Genomic DNA, 14,138 nt, shown 5'->3' on the forward strand with positions numbered 1-14,138 from the left:
ACGCCTATGAACCCGAATTTTCTAGATTTCGAACAGCCGATCGCCGACCTGCAAGCCAAGATCGAAGAGTTGCGCTTGGTCGGTAATGACAATTCGCTGAATATCGGCGATGAGATCTCCCGCCTGCAGGACAAGAGCAAAACGCTGACCGAAGACATCTTCGGCAAGCTGACCAGCTGGCAGATCGCACGCCTGGCGCGTCACCCGAAACGCCCGTACACCCTCGACTACATCGAGCACATTTTCACCGAGTTCGACGAACTGCACGGCGACCGTCACTTCTCCGACGACGCCGCGATCGTTGGCGGTATCGCCCGCCTGGAAGACCAGCCGGTGATGATCATCGGTCACCAGAAGGGCCGTGAAGTGCGCGAGAAGGTGCGCCGCAACTTCGGCATGCCGCGTCCGGAAGGCTACCGCAAGGCTTGCCGCCTGATGGAAATGGCCGAGCGTTTCAAAATGCCGATCCTGACCTTCATCGACACCCCGGGCGCCTACCCTGGCATCGACGCTGAAGAGCGCAACCAGAGCGAAGCGATCGCCTGGAACCTGCGCGTGATGTCGCGCCTGAAAACCCCGATCATCGCCACCGTTATCGGTGAGGGTGGTTCCGGTGGTGCACTGGCGATCGGCGTCTGCGATCAGTTGAACATGCTGCAATATTCGACCTACGCGGTGATCTCGCCGGAAGGTTGCGCTTCGATTCTGTGGAAAACCGCTGAAAAAGCGCCGGATGCTGCTGAAGCGATGGGCATCACCGCTGAGCGTCTGAAAGGCCTGGGCATTGTCGACAAGGTGATTGGCGAGCCTCTGGGCGGCGCCCACCGTGATCCGGCCGCCGCTGCTGCGTCGATCCGTGCCGAGCTGAGCTCGCAACTGGCGATGCTGAAGAAGTTCGATAACGAAGCGCTGTTGAAGCGCCGTTATGATCGACTGATGAGCTACGGTCTTTGATCGAACGCCGATTCGGCTGACAATGCAAAACACTGTGGGAGCGAGCTTGCTCGCGAAGGCGTTATAACAGACAACGAAAATGTTGAATGTTGAACCGCTTTCGCGAGCAAGCTCGCTCTCACATTGGTTTTCGGTGAAGGTGAAAAAATGAGTCAGTTCTCGATTGATTTGCCTTCGCAGCTGTTGCTAAAACTTGAGCCTTGGCGCAACGCCGCTCATTGGCGCATCGCATTCTCTGGTGGTCTCGACTCCACTGTCCTCCTGCACTTGCTTGCCTCTCTGGCGAAATCTGAATCCCTCCCGCCGTTAACCGCCATCCATATCCATCACGGCCTCCAGGCTGCGGCTGATGCGTGGCCGCAGCATTGCCAATCAGTTTGCGATGCACTGGGCGTGCCGCTGCTGATCGAGCGGGTGACGGTGCAGCAAGGTGCAAGTCTGGAACGGGCGGCGCGGGAGGCGCGGTACGTGGTGTTTAGTGCGCTGACGCAAACCAATGATGTGTTGCTGACGGGGCAGCATCGCGATGATCAGGCGGAAACGCTGTTGTTTCGCTTGTTGCGTGGCGCCGGTGTGCGCGGATTGTCCGGGATGCCGGCGCAGCGATCAGTGGGGCAGGGCATGCTGATTCGTCCGATGCTGGACATCTCCCGCGCCGAACTGGAGGCGTATGCGCAGGCTCATCAATTGAACTGGATCGAAGACCCGTCCAACCAAGATCGACAATTCTCGCGCAATTATCTGCGCCATCAAGTCATGCCGCTGCTGACCGGGCGCTGGCCGCAAGCGCAGGCGAGCATGGCTCGCAGTGCCGCGCATCTGCGTGAGGCGCAGGGGCTGCTCGATGAGTTGGCGCAGATCGATCTCGCACAGGCGAACACCTCTCACGATTTCAAATGGCTGGGTTTACCGTCGCTGGAACTGGCGCCAATCGCCGCCCTGTCTGCCGCGCGCCAACGCAATGCGATCAGTCATTGGCTGGAACCCTTCACTCAACTACCCGATAGCGACCATTGGTCGGGTTGGAAGGATCTATGCGACGCCGGCCAAGATGCCTCGCCAATCTGGCGTCTGGCCAATGGCGAGTTGCACCGCAGCGCCGGTCGGCTTTGGTGGCTCAGTGGCGACTGGTTGCGCGCGCCGATGATCGGCGGCGAGTGGCAGAGCCCGTCGTCAGCGCTACGCTTGGCCAATAATGGATGCGTCAGGTTTAGCGGGCAGACGCCTTGCGGACCGCTGCGCATTGCCTATCGTCGGGGCGGCGAGGTCATGCATCTGGCCGATCGCGGTCACCGCGACCTCAAGCGCCTGCTCAATGAGCGCGCGGTGCCGGGTTTCGTGCGTGGCAGATTGCCGCTGCTGTTTCGCGGCGACGAATTGCTCGCGGTGGCCAACCTGCCGGGTCTGGATGGCGATGTGCACGATGGCTGGAAATTGCATTGGCTGCCAACAGACGAAGATCAAGGTTTGAGCTGAAAGGAGCATTCCGGTAGACTACGCTCCCTTCTTGATACAACTTCTGTGGATTCGCCTGAATTGCAGGAGTTGCCGATTACCAAGCAGTCTTTGCTGGGCGATTCCAAAAAATGTGTAGCGAGCAACGTACCGGTGTTTCATCTGCCGGTCTGTCCCAACGCGGCGGTTTTTTTGAAAGGTGCACTGTGATTAATGCAGGTGATCGGGGGCTTCGGCCTTCCTTCGCTTTCCCCGGCGGCTCGTACCGCTTTAACGCAGACTTCTAGGGTTTTTCATGACGCGCTACATATTCGTCACGGGCGGTGTTGTTTCTTCATTGGGGAAAGGCATTGCATCGGCTTCATTGGCGGCCATCCTGGAGGCGCGGGGACTTAAGGTCACCATGCTGAAGCTGGACCCGTACATCAACGTCGACCCGGGCACGATGAGCCCGTTCCAGCACGGTGAAGTGTTCGTCACCCACGACGGCGCCGAAACCGACCTGGACCTGGGCCACTACGAGCGGTTCATCCGCACGACCATGACCCAGAACAACAACTTCACCACCGGCCGTGTCTACGAGCACGTGCTGCGCAAAGAGCGCCGTGGTGACTACCTGGGTGCAACCATCCAGGTGATCCCGCACATCACCGACGAAATCAAGCGCCGCATCATCAAGGGTGCCGGTGACGCTGACGTGGCAATGGTCGAGATCGGTGGCACCGTCGGTGACATCGAGTCGCAACCGTTCCTCGAAGCCATCCGTCAACTGCGTTTCGAAGTCGGCGCCAAGCGCGCGATGCTGATGCACCTGACGCTGGTGCCGTACATCGCCACTGCCGGCGAAACCAAAACCAAACCGACTCAGCACTCCGTCAAGGAACTGCGTTCGATCGGCTTGCAGCCAGACGTGCTGGTGTGCCGTTCCGATCACCCGATCGACATCTCGTCGCGTCGCAAGATCGCCCAGTTCACCAACGTTGAAGAGCGTGCAGTGATTGCGCTGGAAGACGCCGACACCATCTACAAGATCCCGGGCATCCTGCACTCGCAGGGTCTGGACGATTTCGTCGTTGAGCGTTTCGGTCTGCAATGCGGTAGCGCTGATCTGTCCGAGTGGGAAGCGGTGGTTGACGCCAAGCTGAACCCGGAGCACGAAGTGACCATCGCCATGGTCGGCAAGTACATGGAGCTGCTGGACGCCTACAAGTCGCTGATCGAAGCGATGAGCCATGCCGGCATCAGCAACCGCACCAAGGTCAACCTGCGCTATATCGATTCCGAAGACATCGAGAACCAGGGCACTGCGCTGCTCGAAGGTGTCGACGCGATCCTCGTACCGGGCGGCTTCGGTCTGCGCGGCGTGGAAGGCAAGATCACTGCCGTTCAATACGCTCGCGAAAACAAGGTGCCTTACCTGGGTATCTGCCTCGGTATGCAAGTGGCGGTCATCGAGTTCGCCCGTAACGTGATGGGCTGGAAAGACGCCAACTCCACCGAATTCGATCGCGCCAGCGGCCATCCGGTTGTGGGTCTGATCACCGAGTGGGAAGACGCGACCGGTGCCGTTGAAGTGCGTACCGAATCGTCCGATCTGGGCGGCACCATGCGCCTCGGCGCTCAGGAATGCCTGCTTGAAGCTGGCTCCAAGGTGCACGACTGCTACGGCAAGGACGTGATCGTCGAGCGTCACCGTCACCGTTACGAAGTGAACAACAACCTGCTGCCGCAAATCATCGAAGCCGGCCTGAAAATCTCCGGTCGCTCCGCTGACGCAGCGCTGGTTGAAGTGGTTGAAGCCGCGGATCATCCATGGTTCGTCGCTTGCCAGTTCCACCCAGAGTTCACCTCGACACCACGTGATGGCCATCCGCTGTTCAGCGGTTTTGTCAAAGCAGCATTGGCTCAACACCAGAAGAAGGCGTAACCCCGATGGCACAGAAGATCATCCGCGTCGGCGACATCGAGATTGCCAACGACAAACCCATGGTGCTGTTCGGCGGCATGAACGTGCTGGAAAGCCGTGACATGGCCATGCAGGTTTGCGAAGAGTACGTGAAGGTCACCGAAAAACTCGGTATCCCTTACGTGTTCAAGGCCAGTTTCGACAAGGCCAACCGTTCTTCTGTGACCTCTTATCGCGGTCCTGGCCTGGAAGAGGGCATGCGCATCTTCCAGGACATCAAACAAGCCTTCGGCGTACCGATCATCACCGACGTCCACGAGCCTGATCAGGCCGCGGTCGTCGCTGAGGTCTGCGACATCATTCAACTGCCGGCCTTCCTGTCGCGCCAGACCGATCTGGTCGTCGCGATGGCCAAGACCAACGCAGTGATCAATATCAAGAAAGCCCAGTTCCTCGCGCCTCAGGAAATGAAACACATCCTGAACAAGTGCGTGGAAGCGGGTAACGATCAACTGATCCTCTGTGAGCGTGGTTCGAGCTTCGGCTACAACAACCTCGTGGTCGACATGCTCGGCTTCGGCATCATGAAGCAGTTCGAGTACCCGGTATTCTTCGACGTGACCCACGCGCTGCAAATGCCGGGGGGGCGCGCCGACTCCGCTGGCGGTCGCCGTGCCCAGGTTCTGGATCTGGCCAAGGCCGGCATGAGCCAGGCGCTGGCGGGTCTGTTCCTCGAAGCGCACCCGGATCCGGACAACGCTAAATGCGACGGCCCTTGCGCCTTGCGTCTGGACAAACTGGAGCCTTTCCTGGCCCAGCTCAAAGCGTTGGACGAACTGGTTAAGAGTTTTCCGACGGTAGAAACCGCGTAAACCTCAATTCTCCGGTAAAGTACCGCACGATTTGTCGCTCATGCCCTCGGGCATGAGCGTTATCGTCTGCAAGTCTGCCCGCTGCACACCCCTTGCCGACGGTAAAAAGATTTCCTCTAGCTGCGTCGTTTTCGTCAACTTTGGAGTGTTTACAACAATGGCAAAAATCGTCGACATCAAAGGTCGTGAAGTTCTCGACTCCCGTGGCAATCCCACCGTGGAAGCGGACGTGCTTCTCGACAACGGCATCATCGGCAGCGCGTGCGCGCCGTCCGGTGCATCCACTGGCTCGCGTGAAGCGCTCGAGCTGCGTGATGGCGACAAGAGCCGTTACCTGGGCAAGGGCGTGCTCAAAGCGGTAGCCAACATCAACGGTCCGATCCGCGATCTGCTGCTGGGCTCCGACCCAAGCGACCAGAAAGCCCTGGATCACGCGATGATCAAGCTCGACGGTACTGAAAACAAAGCGACCCTGGGCGCCAACGCCATCCTCGCTGTGTCCCTGGCTGCGGCCAAGGCTGCTGCACAGGACCAGGACCTGCCGCTGTACGCACACATCGCCAACCTCAACGGCACGCCGGGTGTTTACTCGATGCCGGTGCCGATGATGAACATCATCAACGGTGGCGAGCATGCCGATAACAACGTCGACATCCAGGAATTCATGGTGCAGCCGGTTGGCGCCAAGTCGTTCTCGGAAGGTCTGCGCATGGGCACCGAGATTTTCCATCACTTGAAAGCTGTGCTGAAGGCCCGTGGCCTGAGCACTGCCGTTGGCGACGAAGGCGGTTTCGCACCGAACCTGGCGTCCAACGAAGACGCACTGAAAGTGATCTCCGAAGCTGTGGCCAATGCCGGTTACAAGCTGGGCACCGACGTGACCCTGGCGCTGGACTGCGCGGCCAGCGAATTCTACGAAGACGGCAAGTACAACCTGTCCGGCGAAGGCCAGGTGTTCACTGCTGAAGGTTTTGCTGACTACCTGAAAGGCCTGACAGAACGTTATCCGATCATCTCGATCGAAGACGGTCTGGACGAGTCCGACTGGGCTGGCTGGAAGATCCTCACCGACAAGATCGGCGAGAAGGTTCAACTGGTCGGCGACGACCTGTTCGTGACCAACACCAAGATCCTGAAAGAGGGCATCGATAAAAATATCGCCAACTCGATCCTGATCAAGTTCAACCAGATCGGCACCCTGACCGAAACCCTGGAAGCCATCCAGATGGCCAAGGCTGCCGGTTACACTGCAGTGATCTCGCACCGTTCGGGCGAAACCGAAGATTCGACCATTGCCGACCTGGCGGTGGGTACTTCGGCTGGCCAGATCAAGACCGGTTCGCTGTGCCGTTCCGACCGCGTTTCCAAGTACAACCAACTGCTGCGTATCGAAGAGCAGTTGAATGGCAAGGCCAAGTACAACGGTCGCAGCGAGTTCCGCGGCTAAGTACAAACTGATGGAAGGACACCGGATTGTGTCGAAAAAGTCGTGACAGCGATGGATTTGCCACTAATCTGATGCCTTAACAGCACAAGCCTGGGTCTTCCAGGCTTCGTGCTATCAGATGCTTCAAAGTTTTGGCGTGGCTGTCTTTTTTCACTGGATACCTGATATTCGATGCGCAGTCCTTACTGGTTGTTTCTCGTTTTGCTCTTGCTGCTGGCCGGTCTGCAGTACCGCCTGTGGGTGGGCAATGGCAGTCTGGCGCAGGTCGCCGAGCTGAATCAGCAGATTGCTGATCAACACGCCGAGAACGAAGGTTTGCTGGAGCGCAACCGGGTGATGGACGCTGAAGTCAGTGAGTTGAAGAAGGGTATGGAGACCGTTGAAGAGCGGGCTCGTCACGAACTGGGCATGGTCAAGGACGGCGAAACCCTTTACCAGTTGGCCCAATGATCAATTCCCTGCCGGCCTTCTGGGCCGTGATTCCTGCCGCGGGCGTCGGTGCCCGAATGGCCGCGGACCGTCCCAAGCAATACTTGCAACTGGGCGGGCGCACAATTCTCGAACACAGCCTCGGCTGTTTCCTCGATCACCCAAGCCTCAAGGGTTTGGTGGTCAGTCTTGCGGTTGATGATCCTTACTGGCCGAACCTGGCCTGCGCGGGCGACTCGCGCATTCAGCGGGTTGAAGGCGGGACCGAGCGTTCTGGCTCGGTGCTCAATGCCTTGCTGCACTTGCATGCACAGGGTGCCGATGATGACGACTGGGTGCTGGTGCACGATGCGGCACGGCCGAATCTGAGTCGCGATGATCTCGACAGGTTACTGGATGAACTGGCGGATGATCCGGTCGGTGGTTTGCTCGCAGTGCCGGCGCGCGACACGTTGAAGCGGGTCGACAAGCACGGGCGTGTGGTTGAAACCGTGGATCGCAGTGTGATCTGGCAGGCGTACACGCCGCAGATGTTCCGCCTCGGTGCGTTGCACCGGGCGTTGGCGGACAGTCTGGTCGCTGAGGCGCTGATTACTGATGAAGCTTCGGCGATGGAGTGGGCCGGGTTGGCGCCGCGCCTGATTGAAGGGCGAGCGGATAATCTCAAGGTCACGCGACCGGAAGATTTGGAATGGTTGCGTCAGCGTTGGGCTAATCGCCGCTGAGTGCTGTGTTGCCTATTCCGCCGCCTTCGCGAGCAAGCTCGCTCCCACATTTGATTTGCGCCTGACACCCAATGTGCATTCACTGCGGGCCCCTGTGGGAGCGAGCTTGCTCGCGAAAGCGGCTACTCAGACACCGCGTGAGTTACCCGCGATACTCCGGCCGCTCAGCCAACCCTTCCTTCAAAAAATCCACCAACTTGCGCACCTTCGGCGACAAATGCCGCTGCTGCGGATACAACGCCCACACCGCCGTATTCGGCGGCTGATGCGCCTCCAACAGCGAAATCAGCGCGCCACTGTGCAAATGCTCGAGCACGTAATAATCCGGCAACTGACACAACCCGACCCCTTGCAAAGCCGCGTCCAGTACCGCTTGCCCACTGTTGCAGCGCCAGTTTCCCTGCACTCGCTGGGAAAACTCCCGCCCGTTTTGCTCAAGCTGCCAGATGTCCGAGCTGCCGATCAGGCAATTGTGTCGGCTCAGTTCCGACAAACTGTGTGGGCGACCATACCGCTCAAGGTAGGAAGGTGACGCGCAGAGAAACATTCGTCGCGGCGCCAAGCGGGTTGCGACCAGTCGCGAATCCTGCAAGCGGCCCAGTCGAATCGCCAGATCCAACCCTTCATGCACCAGATCGAGTTGGCGATTGCTCAGCTCGATATCAATGCGCAATTGTGGATACAGCCCCATGAATCGCGTCACCAGCGGCACGATAAAACGTTCGCCATATGCCACAGCGCAGGTCATGCGCAGCATGCCTTTGGGTTCGCTGGTCAGATCGCCAACTGCACGCAGCGCTTCCTCGCGACCATCCTGCAAACGTTGGCAATGCTGGAGGAAAGTCTGACCAGCCTCGGTCAGCGTCACTCGGCGAGTACTGCGATAGAGCAGGCGCGTCTGCAAACGCTCTTCCAGTCGTACGATTTGTCGACTGACGTGGGAGGAAGAGACGCCAAGGCGTTCGGCCGCAGCGGTAAATTGACTGCACTCGGCGACGGCGACGAACTCGTCGATGCCTTCCCAGCGATTTTCGGACATCAGGATTATCCCTGTACGGCAATAATGTTTTGCTTTTGTCCGGATTATTCATCAGTTGGCGTTGAACTACACTGGCCGTCTGGTTTTTTTATTCAATGGATTCACTGGAGAGTCAGCATGATCAAGTCGCGCGCCGCCGTTGCCTTCGAGGCCAAGAAGCCGCTGGAAATCGTAGAAGTCGATGTCGCCATGCCCAAGGCCGGTGAAGTATTGCTGCGCGTGGTGGCTTCCGGGGTTTGCCACACGGACGCCTACACCCTGTCCGGCGCTGATCCGGAAGGCATCTTTCCGTCGATCCTCGGCCATGAAGGCGGCGCCATCGTTGAAGCGATCGGCGAGGGCGTGACTTCGGTTGCCGTTGGCGATCACGTGATTCCGCTGTACACCCCGGAATGCGGCCAGTGCAAATTCTGCAAGTCGGGCAAGACCAACCTGTGTCAGGCGATTCGCGCCACTCAGGGTAAAGGTTTGATGCCGGACGGCACTTCGCGTTTTTCCTACAAGGGCGAAACGATTTTCCACTACATGGGCACGTCGACGTTCTCGGAATACACCGTGCTGCCGGAAATTTCCGTGGCCAAGATCTCCAAGGATGCGCCACTGGAAAAGGTCTGCCTGCTCGGTTGCGGCGTCACCACCGGCATCGGTGCCGTGCTCAACACCGCCAAAGTCAAGCCGGGTGACACCGTTGCCATCTTCGGTCTGGGCGGCATCGGTCTGTCGGCGGTGATCGGCGCTGTTAAGGCCAAGGCTGCGCGCATCATCGCCATCGACATCAACCCGGCCAAGTTCGAGATCGCCAAACAACTCGGCGCCACCGACTGCGTGAACCCGAAAGACTTCGATCGTCCGATCCAGGAAGTGATCGTCGACATGACCGATGGCGGCGTCGACTTCTCCTTCGAATGCATCGGCAACGTGCAACTGATGCGCGCCGCACTTGAGTGCTGCCACAAAGGTTGGGGCGAGTCGGTAATCATCGGCGTCGCCGGTGCTGGTCAGGAAATCGCCACCCGTCCATTCCAGTTGGTCACCGGTCGCGTCTGGCGCGGTTCGGCATTCGGCGGCGTACGCGGTCGTACCGAGTTGCCAAGCTATGTCGACATGGCGCAAAGCGGCGAGATCCCGCTGGATACGTTCATCACCCACACCATGGGCCTGGAAGACATCAACAAAGCGTTCGACCTGATGCACGAAGGCAAAAGCATCCGTACCGTCATTCATTTCTAAACGCAGCCCAAGCGGCAAGCTTCAAGCTCCAGGTCAGGGCGCTTTTGCCTTTTCTTGACGCTCGAAGCTTGCCACTTGCAGCTGGGAGAATCCCATGAATCTGGAAAACATCTCCTGTCAGAAGAGTTTCGGCGGTTGGCACAAGCGCTATCGCCATCGCTCCGACGTGCTCGGTTGCGACATGGTGTTCGCCGTGTACCTGCCACCACAGGCAGAGCAGGGCGGCAAGCTGCCGGTGCTGTATTGGTTGTCCGGCCTGACCTGCACCGACGAGAACTTCATGCAGAAGGCCGGCGCGATGCGCATGGCTGCCGAGCTTGGGTTGATCATCGTTGCGCCGGATACCAGCCCACGTGGCCCGGATGTGCCGGGCGATCCGGATGGCGCGTGGGATTTCGGTCTCGGTGCCGGCTTCTATCTGAATGCCACGCAGGAACCGTGGTCGCGCCACTATCGGATGCATGACTATGTCGTGCAGGAATTGCCTTCACTGGTTGAAGCGCATTTCCCGGCATCGGACAAACGCAGCATCAGTGGCCACTCCATGGGCGGCCATGGTGCGTTGATTTGTGCGTTGCGAAACCCGGGGCGCTATCAATCGGTGTCGGCGTTTTCGCCAATCAACAACCCGATGGATTGCCCATGGGGCCAAAAAGCGTTTTCCCGTTTCCTCGGCGAAGACCGTTCGAAATGGAAGGAGTGGGATGCCTGTGCACTGATTGCCGAGGCGGACGAAAAACTGCCGCTGCTGGTTGATCAAGGTGACCGCGACGACTTCCTCGCCACCCAACTCAAACCCGAAGCCCTGCAACAAGCGGCAAAACAAGCGGGCCATCCGCTGACGTTGCGCCTGCAACCGGGCTACGACCACAGCTATTTCTTCATCTCAAGCTTCATAGACGACCACTTGCAGCATCACGCACGCGCCCTCAAGGCCTAATGCAGGTAGAATCACGCCCTGACAAAAATCGGGGCGTTTTTTTTATGCGTATTGGCCACGGCTATGATGTGCACCGTTTCGCTGAAGGCGATTTCATTACTCTGGGCGGCGTGCGTATCGCACACAGCTTCGGGCTGCTCGCTCATTCCGACGGTGACGTCCTGCTGCACGCCTTGAGCGATGCCTTGCTCGGCGCTGCGGCGCTGGGTGATATCGGCAAACACTTCCCGGACACCGACCCGCAATTCAAGGGCGCCGACAGCCGCGCGCTGCTGCGTCATGTCGTCGCGCTGATTCACGCCAAAGGCTGGAAAGTCGGCAACGTCGACAACACCATCGTTGCCCAGGCGCCAAAAATGGCGCCGCATATCGAATCGATGCGCGCGCTGATCGCGGCGGATCTTCAAGTTGAGTTGGATCAAGTGAACGTGAAAGCTACCACCACCGAAAAGCTCGGCTTTGTCGGTCGCGAAGAAGGCATCGCCGTGCACTCCGTTGCCTTGTTGCTGCGCGCATGAACGAACTGCAATTGCTCGGCCCGCGTGCCTATGGCGAACCCCTTGGCAGCGCAGTACTGAAAGCCATCGCTGAAGATTTCCAGGTCGATGAAGTGCTCGACATCCCGTTCAGCGGCGACGGCGAACACCTGTGGATCTGGGTCGAAAAACGTGGCCTGAACACTGAGGAAGCCGCACGGCGTATCGCCAAGGCTGCCGGCGTGCCGTTGCGCACTGTCAGCTATGCCGGTCTCAAGGATCGTCAGGCGTTGACCCGCCAGTGGTTCAGCGTGCAACTGCCGGGCAAGGCCGATCCGGATCTGTCGGCGGCTGAAAACGACACGCTGAAAGTCCTCAAGACCACTCGCCACAAACGCAAACTGCAACGTGGCGCGCACTCGGCCAACGGTTTCACCTTGCGTTTGACGCAGTTCGATGGCGACAAAATAGCGATCGAACAACGTCTGCAACTGATCGCCCAACAAGGCATCCCCAATTATTTCGGCGCCCAGCGTTTTGGCCACGACGGCGGCAACGTCGTTGATGCGCGTTCGTGGGCGGCGCGCAAGGCTTTGCCGGAACAACGCAATGTGCGTTCGCGCCTGCTCTCGACGGCGCGCAGTTTCCTCTTCAATAAGGTGCTGGCGGCGCGTGTTGCCGATGGCACCTGGCAAAAAGCACAAGTCGGCGATCTGCTCGCGTTCACCGACAGCCGCAGCTTTTTCCCAGCCGGTGAAGCCGAGTGCAGTGACCCGCGTCTGGCCATTCTTGATCTGCATCCGACTGGTCCGCAGTGGGGCGAAGGTGACTCGCCGACCACAGGCGCTGTCCATGATCTGGAGCAGGGGATCGCCGCCGATGAAGCGCAGCTGCGCGATTGGTTGATTCACGCCGGCATGAGCCACGAACGTCGCATCCTGCGACTGCCCATTGCCGGGTTGACGTGGCATTATCCCCAGCCTGACATTCTGCAACTGGAATTCGTCCTCCCGGCCGGATGCTTCGCCACCGTATTGGTGCGCGAGCTCGTTGATCTGGTGCCGGTGGGGCAGACGGACAGCCCATGCGTATTCTGATTTCTAACGACGATGGGGTAACCGCACCCGGTCTCGCCGCGCTTTATGCTGCGCTGGCGGATTACACCGAATGCGTGGTTATCGCCCCGGAGCAGGACAAAAGCGGCGCCAGCAGTTCGCTGACGCTCGACCGTCCGCTGCACCCGCAATACCTGGCCAATGGCTTTATCAGCCTCAATGGCACTCCGACCGATTGCGTGCACCTGGGCCTGAACGGCTTGCTGGAGCGCGAGGCGGACATGGTGGTGTCCGGTATCAATCTCGGCGCCAACCTTGGCGATGACGTGCTGTATTCCGGGACGGTGGCGGCTGCCCTTGAGGGACGTTTCCTCGAGCGTCCGTCATTCGCTTTTTCGCTGGTGTCGCGCCAGGTGGATAATCTGCCGACGGCGGCTTACTTTGCGCGCAAACTGGTCGAGGCCCATGCCGGGCTCGATCTGCCGCCGCGCACGGTGCTCAACGTGAATATTCCGAATCTGCCGATCGACCACATTCGCGGTATCCAGTTGACCCGTCTCGGCCACCGTGCCCGGGCGGCGGCGCCGATGAAAGTGGTCGATCCGCGCGGCAAGGCCGGTTACTGGATTGCCGCTGCCGGCGACGCCGAAGACGGCGGCCCGGGCACGGACTTCCACGCGGTAATGCAGGGCTACGTTTCCATCACCCCGTTGCAGCTCGATCGGACGTTCAACGATGCCTTTAGAAGCCTCGATGGTTGGCTGGAGGGGCTGCGCTGATGGCCCGTGAACACGAAGACCGACTGCGTAGCGGCATCGGCATGACTTCCCAGCGTACCCGTGAGCGTCTGATTCAGCGCCTGTATGAAGAAGGCGTGTCCAACGCCAAGGTCCTCGAAGTGATCCGGCGCACACCGCGTCATCTGTTCGTCGACGAGGCGCTGGCACACCGCGCTTACGAGGACACGGCGCTGCCGATCGGCAACAACCAGACCATTTCCCAGCCTTATATGGTGGCGCGCATGAGCGAGCTGCTGCTGGAGGCCGGGCCACTGGATAAAGTGCTGGAGATCGGTACCGGTTCCGGTTACCAGACAGCGGTGTTATCGCAACTGGTCGAGCGCGTGTTCTCGGTTGAGCGCATCAAGGTTCTGCAGGATCGCGCCAAGGAACGCCTGGTCGAGCTGAACCTACGCAACGTGGTATTCCGTTGGGGCGATGGCTGGGAAGGCTGGCCTGCGCTGGCACCTTATAACGGCATTATTGTCACTGCCGTGGCCACCGATGTGCCGCAAGCTCTGCTTGATCAACTGGCACCTGGCGGGCGCATGGTCATTCCGGTCGGCTCGGGGGAAGTGCAGCAACTGATGCTGATCGTGCGTGAAGAAAACGGCTTCTCCCGACACGTATTGGGCGCTGTGCGTTTCGTGCCTCTGCTCAACGGGCCGCTGGCCTGAGCAATTATTTACCAGCACTGAATTCCTTTCGTTCGCCTCGGTCTTACACCGGCAGCGAGGGTTTAAACGCAGCAGAGTGTGCACTTGCAAACGTGTGCGCGAAGCGATTTCGCTTCATTAAGGGTAAAGCCGATTCGGCCCGTTATACTTGCGA

14 protein-coding genes are annotated in these 14,138 nt (G+C 59.3%); 13 read left to right on the plus strand and 1 reads right to left on the minus strand.

The genetic code is table 11. The features are described 5' to 3' along the window. The first annotated feature begins 6 nt into the window (after positions 1-6). The 7 genes from A8O26_RS27405 (at position 7) to ispD (ending at position 7,788) form a co-directional block, all read left to right on the plus strand. Complete coding sequence (locus A8O26_RS27405) at positions 7-954, plus strand: acetyl-CoA carboxylase carboxyltransferase subunit alpha (protein ID WP_038357918.1); 948 nt, start codon at positions 7-9, stop codon at positions 952-954. A 147-nt stretch (positions 955-1,101) separates the two neighbouring features. Then, positions 1,102-2,430, plus strand: a complete 1,329-nt coding sequence (gene tilS, locus A8O26_RS27410; RefSeq protein ID WP_064120749.1) for a tRNA lysidine(34) synthetase TilS — start codon at positions 1,102-1,104, stop codon at positions 2,428-2,430. A gap of 274 nt (positions 2,431-2,704) precedes the next feature. Beyond that, on the plus strand, positions 2,705-4,336 hold the full coding sequence (locus tag A8O26_RS27415) for a CTP synthase (RefSeq protein ID WP_064120750.1): 1,632 nt from the start codon (positions 2,705-2,707) through the stop codon (positions 4,334-4,336). 5 nt (positions 4,337-4,341) lie between these two features. Then, the gene (kdsA, locus tag A8O26_RS27420) at positions 4,342-5,187 is read left to right on the plus strand and encodes a 3-deoxy-8-phosphooctulonate synthase (RefSeq protein ID WP_007964290.1); all 846 of its coding nucleotides are present in this window, start codon (positions 4,342-4,344) and stop codon (positions 5,185-5,187) included. A gap of 157 nt (positions 5,188-5,344) precedes the next feature. Next, positions 5,345-6,634 carry a phosphopyruvate hydratase gene (gene eno / locus A8O26_RS27425; RefSeq protein ID WP_064120751.1) on the plus strand — a complete coding sequence of 430 codons (1,290 nt, stop codon included), beginning with the start codon at positions 5,345-5,347 and terminating at the stop codon, positions 6,632-6,634. A 171-nt stretch (positions 6,635-6,805) separates the two neighbouring features. Further along, a complete protein-coding gene (ftsB, locus tag A8O26_RS27430; protein WP_007908838.1) occupies positions 6,806-7,084 on the plus strand; it encodes a cell division protein FtsB in 279 nt (92 codons plus the stop codon). Next, positions 7,081-7,788, plus strand: a complete 708-nt coding sequence (gene ispD, locus A8O26_RS27435; protein WP_064120752.1) for a 2-C-methyl-D-erythritol 4-phosphate cytidylyltransferase — start codon at positions 7,081-7,083, stop codon at positions 7,786-7,788. Before ftsB ends, ispD begins: the two co-directional genes overlap by 4 nt. A 142-nt stretch (positions 7,789-7,930) precedes the next feature. Here ispD and A8O26_RS27440 read toward each other — a convergent pair whose 3' ends face one another. Further along, positions 7,931-8,827, minus strand: coding sequence for a LysR substrate-binding domain-containing protein (locus A8O26_RS27440; protein ID WP_064120753.1), 897 nt, complete (start codon positions 8,825-8,827; stop codon positions 7,931-7,933). Between the two features lie 117 nt (positions 8,828-8,944). Between A8O26_RS27440 and A8O26_RS27445 the strand changes: the two genes are divergently transcribed. The 6 genes from A8O26_RS27445 to A8O26_RS27470 all read left to right on the plus strand — a co-directional run bounded on the left by A8O26_RS27445 (position 8,945) and on the right by A8O26_RS27470 (position 13,984). Then, positions 8,945-10,057: an S-(hydroxymethyl)glutathione dehydrogenase/class III alcohol dehydrogenase gene (locus A8O26_RS27445; RefSeq protein WP_007908835.1), complete on the plus strand. Its 1,113-nt coding sequence runs from the start codon at positions 8,945-8,947 to the stop codon at positions 10,055-10,057. Positions 10,058-10,151: 94 nt separating this feature from the next. Beyond that, on the plus strand, positions 10,152-10,997 hold the full coding sequence (gene fghA / locus A8O26_RS27450; RefSeq protein ID WP_064120754.1) for an S-formylglutathione hydrolase: 846 nt from the start codon (positions 10,152-10,154) through the stop codon (positions 10,995-10,997). 44 nt (positions 10,998-11,041) lie between these two features. Beyond that, positions 11,042-11,515 carry a 2-C-methyl-D-erythritol 2,4-cyclodiphosphate synthase gene (gene ispF / locus A8O26_RS27455; protein WP_034149878.1) on the plus strand — a complete coding sequence of 158 codons (474 nt, stop codon included), beginning with the start codon at positions 11,042-11,044 and terminating at the stop codon, positions 11,513-11,515. Continuing rightward, positions 11,512-12,570 carry a tRNA pseudouridine(13) synthase TruD gene (truD, locus tag A8O26_RS27460; protein WP_064120755.1) on the plus strand — a complete coding sequence of 353 codons (1,059 nt, stop codon included), beginning with the start codon at positions 11,512-11,514 and terminating at the stop codon, positions 12,568-12,570. The genes ispF and truD overlap by 4 nt, the downstream gene beginning before the upstream one ends. Beyond that, on the plus strand, positions 12,558-13,307 hold the full coding sequence (gene surE / locus A8O26_RS27465) for a 5'/3'-nucleotidase SurE (RefSeq protein ID WP_007908831.1): 750 nt from the start codon (positions 12,558-12,560) through the stop codon (positions 13,305-13,307). Before truD ends, surE begins: the two co-directional genes overlap by 13 nt. 41 nt (positions 13,308-13,348) lie before the next feature. Next, the gene (locus A8O26_RS27470) at positions 13,349-13,984 is read left to right on the plus strand and encodes a protein-L-isoaspartate(D-aspartate) O-methyltransferase (RefSeq protein ID WP_172828219.1); all 636 of its coding nucleotides are present in this window, start codon (positions 13,349-13,351) and stop codon (positions 13,982-13,984) included. Positions 13,985-14,138: the final 154 nt, after the last annotated feature.

It is taken from the genome of Pseudomonas fluorescens, assembly GCF_001648775.1.
GTDB classification, from domain to species: Bacteria; Pseudomonadota; Gammaproteobacteria; order Pseudomonadales; family Pseudomonadaceae; genus Aquipseudomonas; species Aquipseudomonas fluorescens_M.

Excerpts from the sequence above, each read along its gene's own strand:
- surE (WP_007908831.1), top strand. The coding sequence starts at position 12,558 with ATGCGTATTCTGATTTCTAACGACGATGGGGTAACCGCACCCGGTCTC.
- tilS (WP_064120749.1), top strand. The coding sequence starts at position 1,102 with ATGAGTCAGTTCTCGATTGATTTGCCTTCGCAGCTGTTGCTAAAACTT.
- A8O26_RS27415 (WP_064120750.1), top strand. The coding sequence starts at position 2,705 with ATGACGCGCTACATATTCGTCACGGGCGGTGTTGTTTCTTCATTGGGG.
- A8O26_RS27405 (WP_038357918.1), top strand. The coding sequence starts at position 7 with ATGAACCCGAATTTTCTAGATTTCGAACAGCCGATCGCCGACCTGCAA.
- ispD (WP_064120752.1), top strand. The coding sequence starts at position 7,081 with ATGATCAATTCCCTGCCGGCCTTCTGGGCCGTGATTCCTGCCGCGGGC.
- A8O26_RS27470 (WP_172828219.1), top strand. The coding sequence starts at position 13,349 with ATGACTTCCCAGCGTACCCGTGAGCGTCTGATTCAGCGCCTGTATGAA.
- A8O26_RS27445 (WP_007908835.1), top strand. The coding sequence starts at position 8,945 with ATGATCAAGTCGCGCGCCGCCGTTGCCTTCGAGGCCAAGAAGCCGCTG.
- kdsA (WP_007964290.1), top strand. The coding sequence starts at position 4,342 with ATGGCACAGAAGATCATCCGCGTCGGCGACATCGAGATTGCCAACGAC.
- A8O26_RS27440 (WP_064120753.1), bottom strand. The coding sequence starts at position 8,827 with ATGTCCGAAAATCGCTGGGAAGGCATCGACGAGTTCGTCGCCGTCGCC.
- eno (WP_064120751.1), top strand. The coding sequence starts at position 5,345 with ATGGCAAAAATCGTCGACATCAAAGGTCGTGAAGTTCTCGACTCCCGT.
- fghA (WP_064120754.1), top strand. The coding sequence starts at position 10,152 with ATGAATCTGGAAAACATCTCCTGTCAGAAGAGTTTCGGCGGTTGGCAC.
- truD (WP_064120755.1), top strand. The coding sequence starts at position 11,512 with ATGAACGAACTGCAATTGCTCGGCCCGCGTGCCTATGGCGAACCCCTT.
- ispF (WP_034149878.1), top strand. The coding sequence starts at position 11,042 with ATGCGTATTGGCCACGGCTATGATGTGCACCGTTTCGCTGAAGGCGAT.
- ftsB (WP_007908838.1), top strand. The coding sequence starts at position 6,806 with ATGCGCAGTCCTTACTGGTTGTTTCTCGTTTTGCTCTTGCTGCTGGCC.